The organism is Phyllobacterium sp. 22229 (assembly GCF_052056495.1).
Classification (GTDB): domain Bacteria; phylum Pseudomonadota; class Alphaproteobacteria; order Rhizobiales; family Rhizobiaceae; genus Phyllobacterium; species Phyllobacterium myrsinacearum.
In genome coordinates this window covers 275,724-289,584 of record NZ_JBQEPA010000004.1, presented here as the reverse complement: position 1 = coordinate 289,584, position 13,861 = coordinate 275,724, and the positions used below count along the sequence as shown (strand labels likewise).

Annotated in this window: 14 protein-coding genes; 7 read left to right on the top strand and 7 right to left on the bottom strand. The window is 58.0% G+C overall.

What is annotated here, in order from left to right; genetic code table 11:
* The 6 genes from eutA to ACTJJ7_RS06960 form a co-directional block, all read right to left on the bottom strand.
* The gene (gene eutA, locus ACTJJ7_RS06985) at positions 1-780 is read right to left on the bottom strand and encodes an ectoine utilization protein EutA (protein ID WP_440966229.1); all 780 of its coding nucleotides are present in this window, start codon (positions 778-780) and stop codon (positions 1-3) included.
* A gap of 1 nt (position 781) precedes the next feature.
* Complete coding sequence (gene ehuD, locus ACTJJ7_RS06980; protein ID WP_105734761.1) at positions 782-1,444, bottom strand: ectoine/hydroxyectoine ABC transporter permease subunit EhuD; 663 nt, start codon at positions 1,442-1,444, stop codon at positions 782-784.
* Between the two features lies 1 nt (position 1,445).
* Positions 1,446-2,105 (bottom strand): ectoine/hydroxyectoine ABC transporter permease subunit EhuC, encoded by a 660-nt coding sequence (gene ehuC, locus ACTJJ7_RS06975; protein ID WP_105734762.1) that lies wholly within the window; start codon positions 2,103-2,105, stop codon positions 1,446-1,448.
* A gap of 80 nt (positions 2,106-2,185) precedes the next feature.
* Entirely contained in the window at positions 2,186-3,031 is an 846-nt protein-coding gene (gene ehuB / locus ACTJJ7_RS06970) for an ectoine/hydroxyectoine ABC transporter substrate-binding protein EhuB (protein WP_105734763.1), read from the bottom strand.
* Between the two features lie 53 nt (positions 3,032-3,084).
* Positions 3,085-3,876: an ectoine/hydroxyectoine ABC transporter ATP-binding protein EhuA gene (gene ehuA / locus ACTJJ7_RS06965; RefSeq protein WP_105735022.1), complete on the bottom strand. Its 792-nt coding sequence runs from the start codon at positions 3,874-3,876 to the stop codon at positions 3,085-3,087.
* Between the two features lie 153 nt (positions 3,877-4,029).
* Positions 4,030-5,415: a PLP-dependent aminotransferase family protein gene (locus ACTJJ7_RS06960; RefSeq protein WP_440966226.1), complete on the bottom strand. Its 1,386-nt coding sequence runs from the start codon at positions 5,413-5,415 to the stop codon at positions 4,030-4,032.
* 85 nt (positions 5,416-5,500) lie between these two features.
* On the opposite strand from ACTJJ7_RS06960, the gene ACTJJ7_RS06955 reads away from it, so the two are divergent.
* The 7 genes from ACTJJ7_RS06955 to ACTJJ7_RS06925 all read left to right on the top strand — a co-directional run bounded on the left by ACTJJ7_RS06955 (position 5,501) and on the right by ACTJJ7_RS06925 (position 13,347).
* Positions 5,501-5,992 carry an Lrp/AsnC family transcriptional regulator gene (locus ACTJJ7_RS06955; RefSeq protein WP_440966224.1) on the top strand — a complete coding sequence of 164 codons (492 nt, stop codon included), beginning with the start codon at positions 5,501-5,503 and terminating at the stop codon, positions 5,990-5,992.
* A 126-nt stretch (positions 5,993-6,118) separates the two neighbouring features.
* Entirely contained in the window at positions 6,119-7,612 is a 1,494-nt protein-coding gene (locus ACTJJ7_RS06950; protein ID WP_440966222.1) for an NAD-dependent succinate-semialdehyde dehydrogenase, read from the top strand.
* 23 nt (positions 7,613-7,635) lie between these two features.
* Positions 7,636-9,015, top strand: coding sequence for an aspartate aminotransferase family protein (locus ACTJJ7_RS06945; protein WP_440966220.1), 1,380 nt, complete (start codon positions 7,636-7,638; stop codon positions 9,013-9,015).
* A 17-nt stretch (positions 9,016-9,032) separates the two neighbouring features.
* Entirely contained in the window at positions 9,033-10,115 is a 1,083-nt protein-coding gene (locus ACTJJ7_RS06940; protein ID WP_440966219.1) for an alcohol dehydrogenase family protein, read from the top strand.
* Positions 10,116-10,393: 278 nt separating this feature from the next.
* On the top strand, positions 10,394-10,816 hold the full coding sequence (locus tag ACTJJ7_RS06935) for a DoxX family protein (RefSeq protein WP_440966217.1): 423 nt from the start codon (positions 10,394-10,396) through the stop codon (positions 10,814-10,816).
* Between the two features lie 513 nt (positions 10,817-11,329).
* Entirely contained in the window at positions 11,330-11,944 is a 615-nt protein-coding gene (locus ACTJJ7_RS06930; protein WP_440966216.1) for a TetR/AcrR family transcriptional regulator, read from the top strand.
* Positions 11,941-13,347: a nitrilase-related carbon-nitrogen hydrolase gene (locus ACTJJ7_RS06925; protein ID WP_440966214.1), complete on the top strand. Its 1,407-nt coding sequence runs from the start codon at positions 11,941-11,943 to the stop codon at positions 13,345-13,347. The genes ACTJJ7_RS06930 and ACTJJ7_RS06925 overlap by 4 nt, the downstream gene beginning before the upstream one ends.
* A gap of 283 nt (positions 13,348-13,630) precedes the next feature.
* On the opposite strand, the gene ACTJJ7_RS06920 is transcribed toward ACTJJ7_RS06925, so the two are convergent.
* Positions 13,631-13,810 (bottom strand): hypothetical protein, encoded by a 180-nt coding sequence (locus tag ACTJJ7_RS06920; protein ID WP_130272530.1) that lies wholly within the window; start codon positions 13,808-13,810, stop codon positions 13,631-13,633.
* Between the last annotated feature and the right edge of the window lie 51 nt (positions 13,811-13,861).

Here is a 13,861-nt window from a genome sequence, read left to right as displayed (position 1 = left end):
TTACCAGGCAGCCATGGGACGGGTCATCAACTGCCCCATTTCCGGTCGCGGCTGGTTTTCACCGCACAGGCGCAATGTTGCCCATGCGGTGGCGAGATTGCTCGTAACGACAGGCTTGCCGGTTGCCGCTTCGATCTGCGGTACGGCAATGGCGGCGCGCAATGCAGTGCAGGATATGAACAGAGCGTCGCAATCGGGCGCCATTGCTTCGGTTGCTGCAGCCACAAGCGATGCTTGTGTCACCCGTGCCATTTCCCGGTCGTCTTCAAGGCCGAAACAGGTGAAGCGTGCGATATCAAAACCTTTGGTCTGGAAGTAAGCCAGCATCGGGGTACTGGTTTCGACGGTATAGGGCGTCAGCACACTGATACGCCGGGCGCCGAAGGCATTGAGGCCCCGAACGGCGGCGAGCGGCGGTGTGATGACCGGTACGCCCGGTTTGGCGGTTTTGATCGCGGCCTCAACCGCATCGTCGCCGATAACCACTGATGCGGAAGTGCAGGAATAGCAGATCGCGTCGAGATTTTCGTCGGGCAGGATCAATCCGGCACCAACCGTTAGTCCGGGCTGCATGCGGCGCAGGTTTTCCGGCGTTGTCGGATTGGCATAGGGAATGCGCGCCGTGTAGAGCCCGATTTTCGGGCTGGCGACCATGCGCTGAAAGTCCGGTTCGGTCGTATGGTCCGTTGCGAGGATCACCAAGCCAACGCGCTTGGCGATGGGCCGGTTATCGAAGCCAAGCGGCGTCATCGTCTGGGTGACTTTGATCGGAATGCCCATTTTATCTCTCCTCGATCCGCCCGTAGCGGCGCTCGAGCCAGCGAAGGGCAATGACCGACACAAGGCTGATCACCAGGAAGAATGCCCCCACCAGCGTGATCGGCTCAATGTAACGGTAGTTGTAATTGGCTATGCTGCGCGCCTGGTTCATCAGCTCGAGCACGGTGATGGCGGAGAGCAGCGGTGTTTCCTTGAACATGGCGATGAAATAGTTGGCCAGCGCCGGGATCATTGGCGGCAAGGCTTGCGGAAGAATAATCCGGGTCCAGGTCTGGAATGCGGACAAATTACAGGCACGGGCGGCTTCCCATTGGCCACGCGCCACATTGTCGATGCCGCCGCGATAGACCTCTGCCGTATAGGTGCCGTAGTGCAGGCCAAGGCCGATTACACCGGCCACCAGTGGCGAGAGGGTAATCCCCGCATCGGGCAGGACATAGAAGATGAAATAGAGCTGCACGAGCAATGGCGTGCCGCGAATGAAGTCGGCAAGAAAACCAACGGGTTTCGAGACAAAGACATTTTTCGAGCGGCGCAGGATGGCCAGACCGAGGCCGATGAGAGCCGCAAGGACCGATCCCAGAAGGGTCGCCAGAATGGTAATCTTCACGCCCTCGACGAGGGTCGGAAGAATTTCAACGACAAAGGCCCAATCCCATTCCATCCTACGACCTCACACCGTCAAGGCCGCGGGTCAGATAGCGCTCCAGGCCACGGATCGAGGCGGAGATGACCGACGACATAAGGAAATAGAGAACGAGAATGGTCAGGAACGGGATCAATGTGCTGCCTGTCTGGGCGCGCACGACCTGTGCCTGGAATGTCATGTCCGAAAGCGAGATCAGCGACACCACGGCCGAGGCTTTCAACAGCTCGATCGCATTGTTGCCGAAGGTTGGCAGCATCAGCACGAAAGCCTGTGGCAGTATGATATGGCGCAAGCTTTGCCAGCGATTGAAGTTCAGGGCTATGCAAGCCTCATATTGTTCGCGGCCGATAGACTTGATCGCGCCGCGCACGACCTCGGCGCCATAGGCGCCCACATTGAGGCCGAGCGCGAGAACACCCGCCTGCAAGGGTGTCAGCGAAAAGCCAAGCAGCGGCAAGACGAAATACGCCCAGAAGAGCTGAACGAAAATGGATGTGCCGCGAAAGAATTCGATGTAGGCCGTGGCCAATGCGCGCGCCGGCCAGAAGCGCGATATCCGGCCGAGACCGGCGATAAAGGCCATAATCAGCGCAAGCAGTGACCCCATCAGGGTCAGCTTGATGGTGACCAGCGCCCCTTCCAGAATCAGCTGTAAGTATCCGGCCCACTGGCCCATTGGTCATGCTCTCGTTCGTGACGGAAATTGCGGGTGTTTACTCCGGCACCAGGGCCGGAGTAACGGAGACGGAATGGCCGTCAGCCGGCGCAGAGCTTGTCGCGCGTGGTTGACATGGCGGCCTTGGCGGAGAAGCCGTAGGGTTCGACAATTTTGGCAAATTCGCCCGATGTCTTCATCTCGGCGAGGACTTTGTCGAACTCGTCGCGCAGGGCAGTCTGGTCTTTGCGGAAGGCAGCGCCATCGCAATAGACCGGCGCGTTGACGACTGGGGCAAAGACTTCGACGTTCGGATCATTGGCCTTCTTGACCAGATCGTTGATCGAAAGAACCGGCAGGGAATAGACATCGATGCGCCCGTCCTGCAGCATCTTGATGCCACTCTGGCCATCTGGGACGACGATCACGCGGTCACGCGGCACACCGGCTTCCAGCGCTAGCCGCTCTTCCGTGCCGCCGCCGGGCGCACCTATGGTTGCTTTCGCATCAACGGCGATATCCTTGTAGCTCTTGAATCCCTTTGGGTTGCCCTTCTTGACCAGAAAAGCCTCGGCATCGCACAGGATCGGTTCGGAATAGGCAACGGCCTTGCAGCGCTCCGGTTTCATGAACAGCCCCGCCGTCACCACGTCATGACGTCCTGCTTGGAGGCCCGGGATCATGGCGCCGTATTCCGAAATGGAGGCGACCACATCGGCAACGCCGAGCTTCTTGAACACGGCCCTGGCGACATCAGGACCCGCGCCGGACACGGTGCCGTCCGGCTTGACCGCAGTGAAGGGTGGTTCATTGGCGATGGCAATACGCGCAAAGCCCTGTGCTTTCAGCTTGTCGAGTGCTTCGTCAGCCTTTGCAGGCAGGGAGAGCGCCAGGGCGGAGAGTGCGATCGCTCCGATCGACGCAGTTATGGCATTAAAGTTTAACATGTTCCCAACTCCTCAGTTTTCTTGTGTTTTTAGGTGTGCATGTACCGCGCCGGTCAAACCCTGTGACCGGCAGCGATGATCTTTTTCAGGAATGCCTGCGTGCGTTCCTGCTTGGGATGGCGGAATATCTCGTCAGGCTTGCCGTCCTCGACGATCCTGCCCCTGTCAAAGAACAGGACCCGATCGGCAAATTCGTGGGCAAAACCCATCTCGTGGGTGACGAGCAGCATGGTCATGTCCGTTTCCTCGGACAGGCGCCACAGGACATTGAGCACTTCCTCGACCAGCTCAGGATCGAGTGCCGATGTCACTTCATCAAACAGCATAATCTTGGGCTGCAGCGCCAGGGCGCGGGCGATGGCGACACGCTGTTTCTGTCCGCCGGACAGCTGCGAAGGCATGGATTTGGCCTTGCTGGCAAGCCCGACCATCTCGAGCAATTGCATGGCCTGCTCTTCGGCTTGTTTGCGCGGCGCATTTTTCGTCAGCATTGGTGCCAGCGTCACGTTATCGAGAACACATTTGTGCGGAAACAGGTTGAACAGCTGGAACACCATGCCAATCTTTGCACGCATCTTGTGCAGATGGTTTTCGTCAGCCGGTTGCAGACTGCCATTCTTCTGCATCCGGTAGAGATTTTCACCCGCAACGCGAATATCGCCGCTATCAATGCCCTCGAGAGTCATGAGAATACGCAGGATCGTGGTCTTGCCGGAGCCGGATGGGCCTATGAGTGCGAGCTTCTCACCGGGCGCGACGTTGAACGACAGCTGATCCAGAACCTTGAACGCGCCAAAACTCTTGCTGATACCGTCAATCTCGATGATCGGCGGTTGGCCCGTCATTCCTGCTTCTGCTTCGTTGATTGGCGGCATGCGTCTCTCCCTCTGGTTGAGACCGGCTATGCCTAAACGATGAGAGACTTATCAAATCATGTCAATTATAAAAATTAAATCATGACAATATAAGTTTCATTGCCATGAAATTGGGCGCTTCGGCTAAATGGCGAGCAGCAGATGTTCGGGATCACCCTGCAGTAGATTCCCGACGACAGCGAGACCGCGCAGCAATTCCACCTCGGTCGTTGAGCCTAGGGATATGCGCACGGCAGGGGTCCAGTCCTCCTGGGAAATGCGGAATGATGCGCCAGGCGCAATGGCGACATTCTGCAGGCGTGCCTGAGCCACGAATGTCTCTTCCGTCCGCCCGTCGGTCAGCGGCAGCCAGATGTGCAGGCTTTGCGGATGCGAGCGGAAGGGGATGCCCGATAGCACCTGCGATGCGATCTCGTGCCTGCGCCGCAAAGCATCGCGCTGCCATTCCACCAGTTGCATGGCCGTGCCGTCCTCGACCCAACGCGTGGCAATCTCAGCGACCATCGGCGTTGCCATCCAGTTGGAAACGAGGTGCCGGTTGGCAACGGCAGCGACGTAACGATCAGGCGCTGCGAGATAGCCGATACGCAAACCCGGTACGACCGTCTTGGTGAAACTGGTGAAATAGAGCGTCCGCTCGGGAGCCAACGCGGCAATCGGCGGCGGGCGGTCCTGAACCAGGGGCCCAAGTATGTCGCTTTCAACGATGGCAATATCGCGCTTGCGGGCCACTTCCACAATCTGTGCGCGACGGACGGATCCCATCACCGTCGCGCACGGATTGATTGCTGCCGGCTGCACAAACAAGGCGCGAATGCTGGATTCCCTGCACGCCGCATCCAATGCTTCGGGGATAATGCCCTGATCATCGATGGCGATCCCCTTCAGCGTCAATCCCAGATAGGAAGCGAGCGGCACCAGGGTATGATGGCCGGTGGCCTCGGTCGCAATCGTCGAACCGACAGGCGCAACACTCATGATTGCAACCGTCATCGCAGCGGTCGCGCCGTTGGTGATGCTGACATTCGATGCAGGAACATCAAGTCCGCACTCCCGCAGCCATTTGACAGCCGTGGTGCGGTGGCGCGGAAAAACCACGTTCGGACGGAACGACAGAGCCGAACTTGCGGGCAGGGTTTCGGACAGCCAGCCAAGCGCCTTCTTCAAACGCTCATGATGCATTTTCTCGCAGACGGGCTTGAGAATCGACAGGTCGATCACTTCGCCGAGCCGTTCGGGCAGATAGGGTTGATCGATTTCGCGCCGCTGCGCCTTGACGAAACTACCGCGCCCGGTTTCGCCCGAAAGCATCCCGCGGCGAATGAGTTCCTCATAGGCGCGGCTGACCGTCTGCACGGACAGGTGCAGATCCTCCGCCATCTTTCGATGGGTCGGCAGGCGGGCGCCTGCTTCCAGCGTGCCGTCACCGATGGCGCGCGCAATCTGGTCAGCCAAGGAGAGATAGGCAGGGCGGGTGAGTGAACTGATATCGGGTCGCCATAATGTCATGATTTCAGATTGATTGAAATCAGGTCAATTGACAATCAGAAAAACACAAGGCCATGATCAATCCACTCTTTGATCGGAAACAGTAATGGGTGCCCCAAGGCTTGACGCAATCGATATCCGTATTCTTGACGCCATCCAGAGGGATGGCCGGATCACCAAACTTGCCCTTGCCGAGCGGGCGGGCATCTCGCCGACGCCATGCTGGACCAGGCTTCGCCGACTGGAAAAGGCAGGTATCATCACAGGTTATCACGCGCGCCTTGCCCTCAAACTGGTTGCGCCGGTTGCCAGTATTCTGGTGGAAGTCACCCTTGCATCGCACAGGCAGACGGATTTCGAACGGTTTGAGCGGGCGATCAAGCTTTTGCCTGAGGTCACCTCGTGCTGGTCGGTTGGCGGCGGTGTCGATTACATTCTGAAAATTGTCGCCCGGGACATCGATGCCTATCAGCGGCTGATCGATGATCTGTTGCAGCGCGAACTCGGTATCGACCGGTATTTTTCCTACATCATCACCAAGATGGTCAAAGAGGAAACGGCTTTGCCTGTGTATGACCTGATCCAGCCGGAAGGCTGACACTGCGGTCCATCTCTCCAAATCAGAGGGGTAAATCAGACAATCTCTCTCTGCTGGCGGCGCATTACAGTCACTCTCTCCTGACGGGATCGGCGAGCATCGCTGGATATTCTCAGGGAGAGCCCGATGTCTGCCCATTTCGCACGACCCGAACGCCACGATGGACTGGACCGCCTGCAGGACCGCAGGATGTTGCGCGATCTTGCCTATATTGATGGCCATTGGAGCTCAGCCAAAAGCGGGCAGACATTCGAGGTCCGTGACCCGGCATCGGGAATGCCGGTAGCATGGGTCGCCACTCTTGGTCTGGAGGAAACGTCTCTTGCCATCGATGCGGCATCACGCGCATTCCGTTCATGGCGTGCGTTGCTGCCGCAACGGCGTGCTGCTGTTTTACGCAAATGGCACGACCTCATTCTGGCGGCAAAGGAAGATCTCGCGCTGATCATGACGCTCGAGCAGGGCAAACCGCTGGATGAGTCACGCGGCGAGATCGAATACGCCGCATCCTTCATCGAGTTCTATGCGGAGGAGGGGAAGCGGCTGAACGCGGAGGGCGTGACCAGCCACCTGCCCGGTGCGCAGATGATGGTCAGCCGCGAAGCGATTGGCGTCGTTGGTATCGTCACTCCGTGGAATTTTCCGTCTGCCATGCTCACCCGCAAGGCAGCTGCGGCTCTTGCGGCCGGTTGCCCCGTTGTCGCGCATCCCTCATCCGAAACGCCGCTGTCAGCCCTTGCCCTGGCGGAATTGGCGGAGCGGGCCGGGGTGCCAGCGGGTGTTTTCAATATCATCACCGGCAAGGCAGCACCTATCGTCGAGGCGCTTTGTGCCGATCCGCGCGTGCGGGCCTTGAGTTTCACGGGCTCGACCGAGGTTGGGCGCCTGATTGCAGCACAGTGCGCGCCGACAATGAAGAATCTCGTCATGGAACTGGGCGGACATGCGCCCCTGATCATCTTTGCCGACAGCGATATAGATCGCGCCGTGGACATTGCGATTGGTGCAAAATTCGCCACGTCAGGTCAGGATTGTCTCGCAGCCAACCGCATTTACGTGGAACGGCCGATTCACGACGTATTCGTGGCTGCCTTCGCCCGGAAAATTGCGGCGCTGAAAGTGGCATCCGGTCTGACAAGTGGGGCGGAAATCGGCCCGTTGATGCACGAAAGGGCCGTGCAGAAGGTCGAAGAGCAGGTGCAGGATGCACTCGATCGCGGTGCCAAATGCGTCGCCGGCGGCAGGCGTCATGAAGCAGGGCCGTTTTTCTTTCAACCGACCCTGCTGACCGATGTCCCCGACACCGCGCTGATCATGCGTGAGGAAACATTCGGGCCAGTGGCCGCCGTGACCGTGTTTGACGACGAAGATGAGGTCATCCGCCGTGCCAATGATACGGAATACGGTCTTGTGGCCTATGTCGTTACCCGCGATGGCCAGCGCATGCTGCGTCTGGGCCGGGCACTCGAATATGGCATGGTTGCAATCAACCGGGTGAAAATCACCGGTGCGCCGATCCCCTTTGGCGGCGTGAAGCAATCCGGTCTCGGACGGGAAGGATCGCGCCACGGCATCGAAGCCTTCACGGAACTCAAATATCTCTGCCTCGAAGCAAGTTGAGGTAAAAAGCAGGAGCAATAGACATGTTGGACCGTTCGAACGAGCTGAACGCCTGGGACCGCGACCACTTTTTTCATCCCTCCACCCATATGGGCACCCATGCGCGGGGCGAAAGCCCGACGCGCGTGATAAAGGGCGGCGAAGGCGTGCACATTTTTGATGTGAACGGCAAGAAGAGCCTTGATGCCTTCGCCGGGCTCTACTGCGTCAATGTCGGCTATGGGCGGCAGGAAATAGCCGATGCGATTGCGCAGCAGGCCAAGGAGCTTGCCTATTATCACGCCTATGTCGGGCATGGCACCGAAGTCTCAATCAAGCTGGCCAAGATGATCATCGACCGGGCGCCGGAAGGGATGAGCCGGGTTTATTTCGGTCTTTCGGGGTCCGATGCCAACGAGACCAATATCAAGCTGATCTGGTACTACAACAATGTGCTTGGACGGCCGGACAAGAAGAAGATCATTTCCCGCTGGCGCGGCTATCATGGCTCGGGCGTGATGACAGGAAGCCTGACGGGTCTCGACCTCTTTCACAATGCCTTCGACCTGCCCCGAGCACCGATCCTGCATACGGAAGCACCTTATTATTTCCGCCGGGACGACCGCTCGATGAGCGAAGAGCAGTTCTCCCAGCATTGCGCCGACAAACTGGAGGAGATGATCCTTGCGGAAGGGCCGGAGACCGTAGCGGCATTCATCGGCGAACCGATCCTTGGCACCGGAGGCATCGTGCCGCCACCTGCCGGGTACTGGGAGAAAATACAGGCCGTTCTCAACACATATGATGTGCTTCTGGTCGCCGATGAGGTTGTAACCGGCTTTGGCCGTCTGGGCACCATGTTCGGTTCCGATCATTATGGCATCAAGCCTGATCTGATCACGATCGCCAAGGGCCTGACTTCGGCCTACGCGCCGCTCTCCGGAGTTGTCGTTGGCGACAAGGTCTGGCAGGTTCTGGTGCAGGGCTCAGACAAACTCGGATCACTCGGTCATGGCTGGACCTATTCGGCGCATCCCATCTGCGCTGCCGCCGGTGTTGCCAATCTGAAGCTGATCGACAAGCTCGATCTCGTGACCAATGCGCGGGAGACCGGAGCCTATTTCCGCAACGCCCTTACCGAAGCACTGGGGCATCATCCCATCGTCGGCGAGGTGCGTGGTGACGGCATGCTGGCCGCCGTTGAATTCGTCAAAGACCGGGACGACAGGGTGTTCTTTGACGCGCCGCAGAAGGTCGGCCCGCAAATTGCGGCAGCACTGGCGGAACGCGGTGTGATCGGACGAGCCATGCCGCAGGGCGATATCCTCGGATTTGCCCCTCCATTGTGTCTCACGCGGGACGAGGCCGATACTGTCGTCAAGGCGGCGGTTGCGGCCGTCGATGCCGTTGCAAAAACGCTCTGAGGTCCAGGATGACGGATATGGTTTCCCGAACAATGTCGGCCGTGTTGCTGACCGGGCACGGCGATCTCGACAAGTTGGTGTACCGGACCGATGTTCCGGTGGCGCAACCGGCGGCAGGCGAGGTTCTGATCGAAATCTCCGCCTGCGGCATGAACAATACGGATGTATGGGTGCGCCAGGGCGCCTATGGCACCGAGAATGATGCGAATGCGGTTTCCACGTGGCGGCGGCAGGAGCCGACACTGACCTTCCCGCGCATTCAAGGCACGGATATTGTCGGCCATATCGTTGCGGTTGGAAGCGGTGTTACCTCCGGCCGAACCGGCGAGCGGGTCATGGTGGATTTTTCGATCTACAACCGCGAAGACGACAGTCTTGCCGACATCGATTATATCGGTCATGGCCGTGACGGCGGATACGCTGAGTATGTGGCTGTGCCTGCGGAAAACGCCCATGTGGTCAATACTGATATGACCGACGTCGAACTGGCGACCTTTTGCTGTGCCTATCTGACCGGTGAGCAGATGCTTGAACGAGCTGGATTGCAATCTGGCGAACGGTTGCTGGTTACGGGTGCTTCGGGCGGCGTTGGCTCTGGTATCGTTCAATTGGCACGGGCACGCGGGGCCATTCCCTATGCGGTGGTCGGTGCCGGTAAGGAGCAGGCGCTGCTCGATATCGGTGCCGAGGCTGTGATCACCCGCGGTGATGGCGATCTCGTCATGGCAGTGGAGCGCGCACTGAACGGCAGGCCTGTCGATGTGGTCGCCGATCTCGTTGGCGGACCTCTGTTCAACGATCTCCTGCGGATATTGCGGCCGGAAGGCCGCTATACGACAGCCGGAGCCATCGCTGGACCTGTGGTACAACTCGACCTTCGGACCATGTATCTGAAACAGCTGCAGCTGCACGGATCGTCGCAGGGCACGCGCGCCGATTTCCGGCGTATTGTCCGTTATATCGAGGACGGCAAGATCAAACCGCTTGTCGGCGGCGTCTATCCGCTCTCGGAATTCCACCGGGCGCAGAGTGACTTCATGGCAAAGGCCTTTGTCGGTAAGCTCGTCGTCGTACCCGATGCGAAATATGAGCTGATCTGAGGATTGTTCGCAAACCTCCCTGAAGGCTACGAGGATAAGATGATGATAAGGTTATGAGGATTCTCAACGACCGAAATGGCACATCAGACCGGCGAGACTTCAGTCGTCACGGCATTGCAGCTGCGCGGTCACCGGACCATCCACGGTGATCGTTGTCTGACTTGGCCGGTTTTCCATCCGGGCGATCGCCCGGCAAAACAATTTCGTTCATCCTTGTCGGAATCTCCCTATCTTGGTCGTCCTTGCAGTATCAACCGCTTTAATCTCGGAGGTGCATCATGGAAAACGTCCAATCGGCCTGGCAGACGACTGCCATTCTCATTGCCCGCATTATCTTTGCCGCCGTCTTTCTGATGGCTGTCTCGTTCAAATTCATGGGTATGGGCGCGACCGCAGGTTACATCGCTGCCGCTGGCTTCCCGTTCCCGCTGTTTCTGGCCTGGTGCGCAGCGATCCTCGAAGTGCTGCTGGTCATTGCCTTTCTGACCGGCGTCTTTTTCACACCGGCGGCAGTGGTCGCGGCCGTTTATGTCATCTTCCTTGGATTTTCGTTCCACGGTCCTTCGCACTGGGCCGGCAACCAGGACGAATTAGGTTTCTTCGTTGACCATTTTACCTTTGTAGCCGGTTTGTTGTTCGCGGCCGTGCATGGACCGGGAAGCGTGCTTGCCCTCAAGGCGGGCTGGACGGGAGGGGCCTGAACCCAGCCTCCCATAGGAGGAAATACGGTGGGGCGAGTGGCATAATCCGCACTTTCGCCCGAGGGGAATGCTTTGATGCTGGCTCAGGATATTGCAGGCAGAGGATAACGGCTTTTCATGATAGTGGTCCCACCAGGGCCTACGGCGATTTTGAATGGTCCGCGATCACCACGGGGTTTTCGCATTGGCAATTGTCAATCCCGATTTGTACCGAGTTGCCGCCGACTGGAGTCTTACACAATGCCCATTTTGTTTTTGCTACCGATAGCTGCATTGATTTGCGTTTGGGCGGCAATAGTCTGTAGCAGAAGCCTAAGGTACCTCTTCCTTATTGTGGGCATGGTCACAATCGCTCTCTGGCTATGGTATCTTTTCGCTTTGGTCCAACTGGACCTGCCGGCCTGAAATTTCCTGAAATAGCAGGCTTGCCGAATTCAAGGGTAAGGCGGCTCTTCCTGCTTCTGAATCATCCCTATTGAACGCCCGTGACATCTTAGTATACAGTGTATATTCGTGACGGAAAGAGCGTCGATGAGTGTAAAACAACGTATCCTTGACTGTGCACTGAATGAACTGGCCCGTGCCGGGGCGCAGGGGTTTAGTTTGCGAGCCGTCGCGGTTGCCGCCGGCATCACCCCGATGGCCATCTATCGCTATTTTGGCAACCGGGAAGAACTTCTGTTTGCAGCAGGCGAAGCGGCCTTCGCAACATGGCTGCGACGTGTCGAAGCCATCAGGGAGCAAGGCGCGCTGTATTGGCTGCGACGAGTGGGACAGGCCTATATCGAGTTTGCGCTTGATGAACCAGCTCACTTCGATGCCTGCTTTGTCATACGGACCCGCGTGGAAAGGCTCTACCCCAAGGACTTTGAAGCAGGACTATCGCCGGTTATCGCAATGGTGACAGAGCGCATCGCCATTGCGCAGGCGGAAAGCCGATTGAGGGCGGGAAACCCCCTGGAGTTCGCGCTCTTCTATTGGGCAGAATTGCATGGGCTCGCTTTGTTGCACCGCTCGGGGCGTTTTGCCATGGAACGCCCCGCCTTTTTGGCTCTCATAAACCGGTCTGTTGATCGCATGCTCAACGATGCGACGGCGGGCGAGGGAACACCGGCACGCTCATCATGATCAGAAAGGACCATCCATATCTTGGCATTGCCGCAGCCGCGACAACAGGATTGCTGTTTTGGGCTTCGCGCGATACGGGACCGTTTGGCCCTCTCGTGCTGATAGCGCCCATTCCATGGCTGGCTTACGCTTTGACAGCAGAGCGTGTGGTGTGGATCGCTGTCTTGTCCTTTTTGGCGGGTACACTTGGCCGGCTTGGATTGATCCTGACTTATATCACCGTGATTCCGCCGGCTGTGCTCATTCTTTGGATAATCTTCCTGCCGCTTTGGTTTATGGGCACCGTGCTGCTGACACGCTGGCTCTACCGCTCCGCTTCGCTCTGGATGGCTCTGCTGGCTTATCCGGTATTCTCCACGGCAAGCGAGTTCCTGTTCAATCTTGTCTCGCCTCACGGCAGCTTCGGATCGCTCGGTTATGCCTTGATTGATCTTCCCATCCTTGTACAGGCTGCCAGCGTCGGGGGTATTGCCGCCCTAACGTTCATCGGCTCGCTTGTGCCAATGGCCGGGACCTTATTCATCATCTCTCCGCGTTCCCGCGGACATACGGCACTCCTTGCCGGGGCACCATTGATTGTCGTCTTGATATTTGGCGCAGTCCGGATGGAACATGGCTATGACCGGCAAGTGGCTGTCTCTTTGATCGCCGTTGACGCATTGCAGGATGACGACGTCAGAGACGAACCAACAGCCCTGCGGAATGCGAAGGCCTATGCGGACCTGATCGATACCTCCGCCGGTACGCGCCCCGATATTATCGTCCTTCCCGAGAAAAGCCTGATCCGCAAACCCGGCTGGAGTGACACAGGCACCCTGATACGGAGCGCGGCAGAACAGTATGGCATCTCCGTCGTCGCAGGTTTCAATGAGACCCTGGCGGATGGACATCATGCCAATACCGCTGAGTTCTATCAGCCAATGCAGCAAAACGGGCGCTACCTCAAGCGCAGGCTGATACCGGGTCTTGAGAGCGAGTTCGTATCTGGAACGGAGAACCTCATCATCGGGAGCACCGGCATCGCAATCTGCAAGGACATGGATTTTGCCGCGGCTATTCGGGATTATGGCCGGCGCGGCGTTCAGTTGATGCTGGTTCCGGCATGGGATTTCAGGGCCGATGCGCGATTGCACGCCCGCATGGCAGTCGTGCGCGGTGTAGAAAATGGCTTTGCGGTTGTACGCGCGGCGGCCAATGGCTTGCTCACCGTCAGCGATGCATATGGCGAGATAGTAGCAGAGAAAGCCACTGCTAAAGACGAGGCGGTGGTCTTGTCCGCCAAGCTTGGATTGCGGGACGGTACAACGCTCTATGCGCTATTCGGTGATGTCTTTGGCTGGCTTACGGTTGTCGGCAGTGTGCTTTTGATCATCCGTGGATTTAGATCGATGCGAACAGCCTGACGCACACCTGAAAATATTGCGGAACCGAACCTCATGTCTTCATCCAGCTTCGCCAAGCATGCCGATGCGCGAATGCGGGGACGCAAAGAGTGGTATTCTCATTTTGAAGTTCGGGTCGCGAAAGTCGAGCGGGCGTACAACCTGACAACCTCGCAAGAGCCGCATCGGGACCCCGAGGGATAGTCACTATGCTATGCGCCGCAGAGAGGTACCGGCTGTGGTGCGACGGTGGATTGAGGCAACTGCCTCAATCCACACAGGCCAAACCGTGCATGGACAATACCTACGGACGGGCTTGTTCGCTGCTCGCCTGTTTGGTGCCGATAGCTTCTTCACACAGAGCCACATGTTTGGCCAGCGCATCGATTGGCAGGAACGCACTGACCGTGCAAATATCGCGCTTTTGAAATTTTGGCATGCGCTGAAGTTCCTTCAGCCGTTCAAGAAGTGCAACCCGGTTCATATTCGTCTCCTTCATCCACTGGTTTGACGTTTGCCCCGACCCCTTGGCATG

Bases quoted from the DNA above. Each gene is read 5' to 3' on its own strand.
- eutA (WP_440966229.1), bottom strand. From the start codon at position 780: ATGGGCATTCCGATCAAAGTCACCCAGACGATGACGCCGCTTGGCTTC.
- ehuD (WP_105734761.1), bottom strand. From the start codon at position 1,444: ATGGAATGGGATTGGGCCTTTGTCGTTGAAATTCTTCCGACCCTCGTC.
- ehuC (WP_105734762.1), bottom strand. From the start codon at position 2,105: ATGGGCCAGTGGGCCGGATACTTACAGCTGATTCTGGAAGGGGCGCTG.
- ehuB (WP_105734763.1), bottom strand. From the start codon at position 3,031: ATGTTAAACTTTAATGCCATAACTGCGTCGATCGGAGCGATCGCACTC.
- ehuA (WP_105735022.1), bottom strand. From the start codon at position 3,876: ATGACGGGCCAACCGCCGATCATCGAGATTGACGGTATCAGCAAGAGT.
- ACTJJ7_RS06960 (WP_440966226.1), bottom strand. From the start codon at position 5,415: ATGACATTATGGCGACCCGATATCAGTTCACTCACCCGCCCTGCCTAT.
- ACTJJ7_RS06955 (WP_440966224.1), top strand. From the start codon at position 5,501: ATGGGTGCCCCAAGGCTTGACGCAATCGATATCCGTATTCTTGACGCC.
- ACTJJ7_RS06950 (WP_440966222.1), top strand. From the start codon at position 6,119: ATGTCTGCCCATTTCGCACGACCCGAACGCCACGATGGACTGGACCGC.
- ACTJJ7_RS06945 (WP_440966220.1), top strand. From the start codon at position 7,636: ATGTTGGACCGTTCGAACGAGCTGAACGCCTGGGACCGCGACCACTTT.
- ACTJJ7_RS06940 (WP_440966219.1), top strand. From the start codon at position 9,033: ATGGTTTCCCGAACAATGTCGGCCGTGTTGCTGACCGGGCACGGCGAT.
- ACTJJ7_RS06935 (WP_440966217.1), top strand. From the start codon at position 10,394: ATGGAAAACGTCCAATCGGCCTGGCAGACGACTGCCATTCTCATTGCC.
- ACTJJ7_RS06925 (WP_440966214.1), top strand. From the start codon at position 11,941: ATGATCAGAAAGGACCATCCATATCTTGGCATTGCCGCAGCCGCGACA.
- ACTJJ7_RS06920 (WP_130272530.1), bottom strand. From the start codon at position 13,810: ATGAACCGGGTTGCACTTCTTGAACGGCTGAAGGAACTTCAGCGCATG.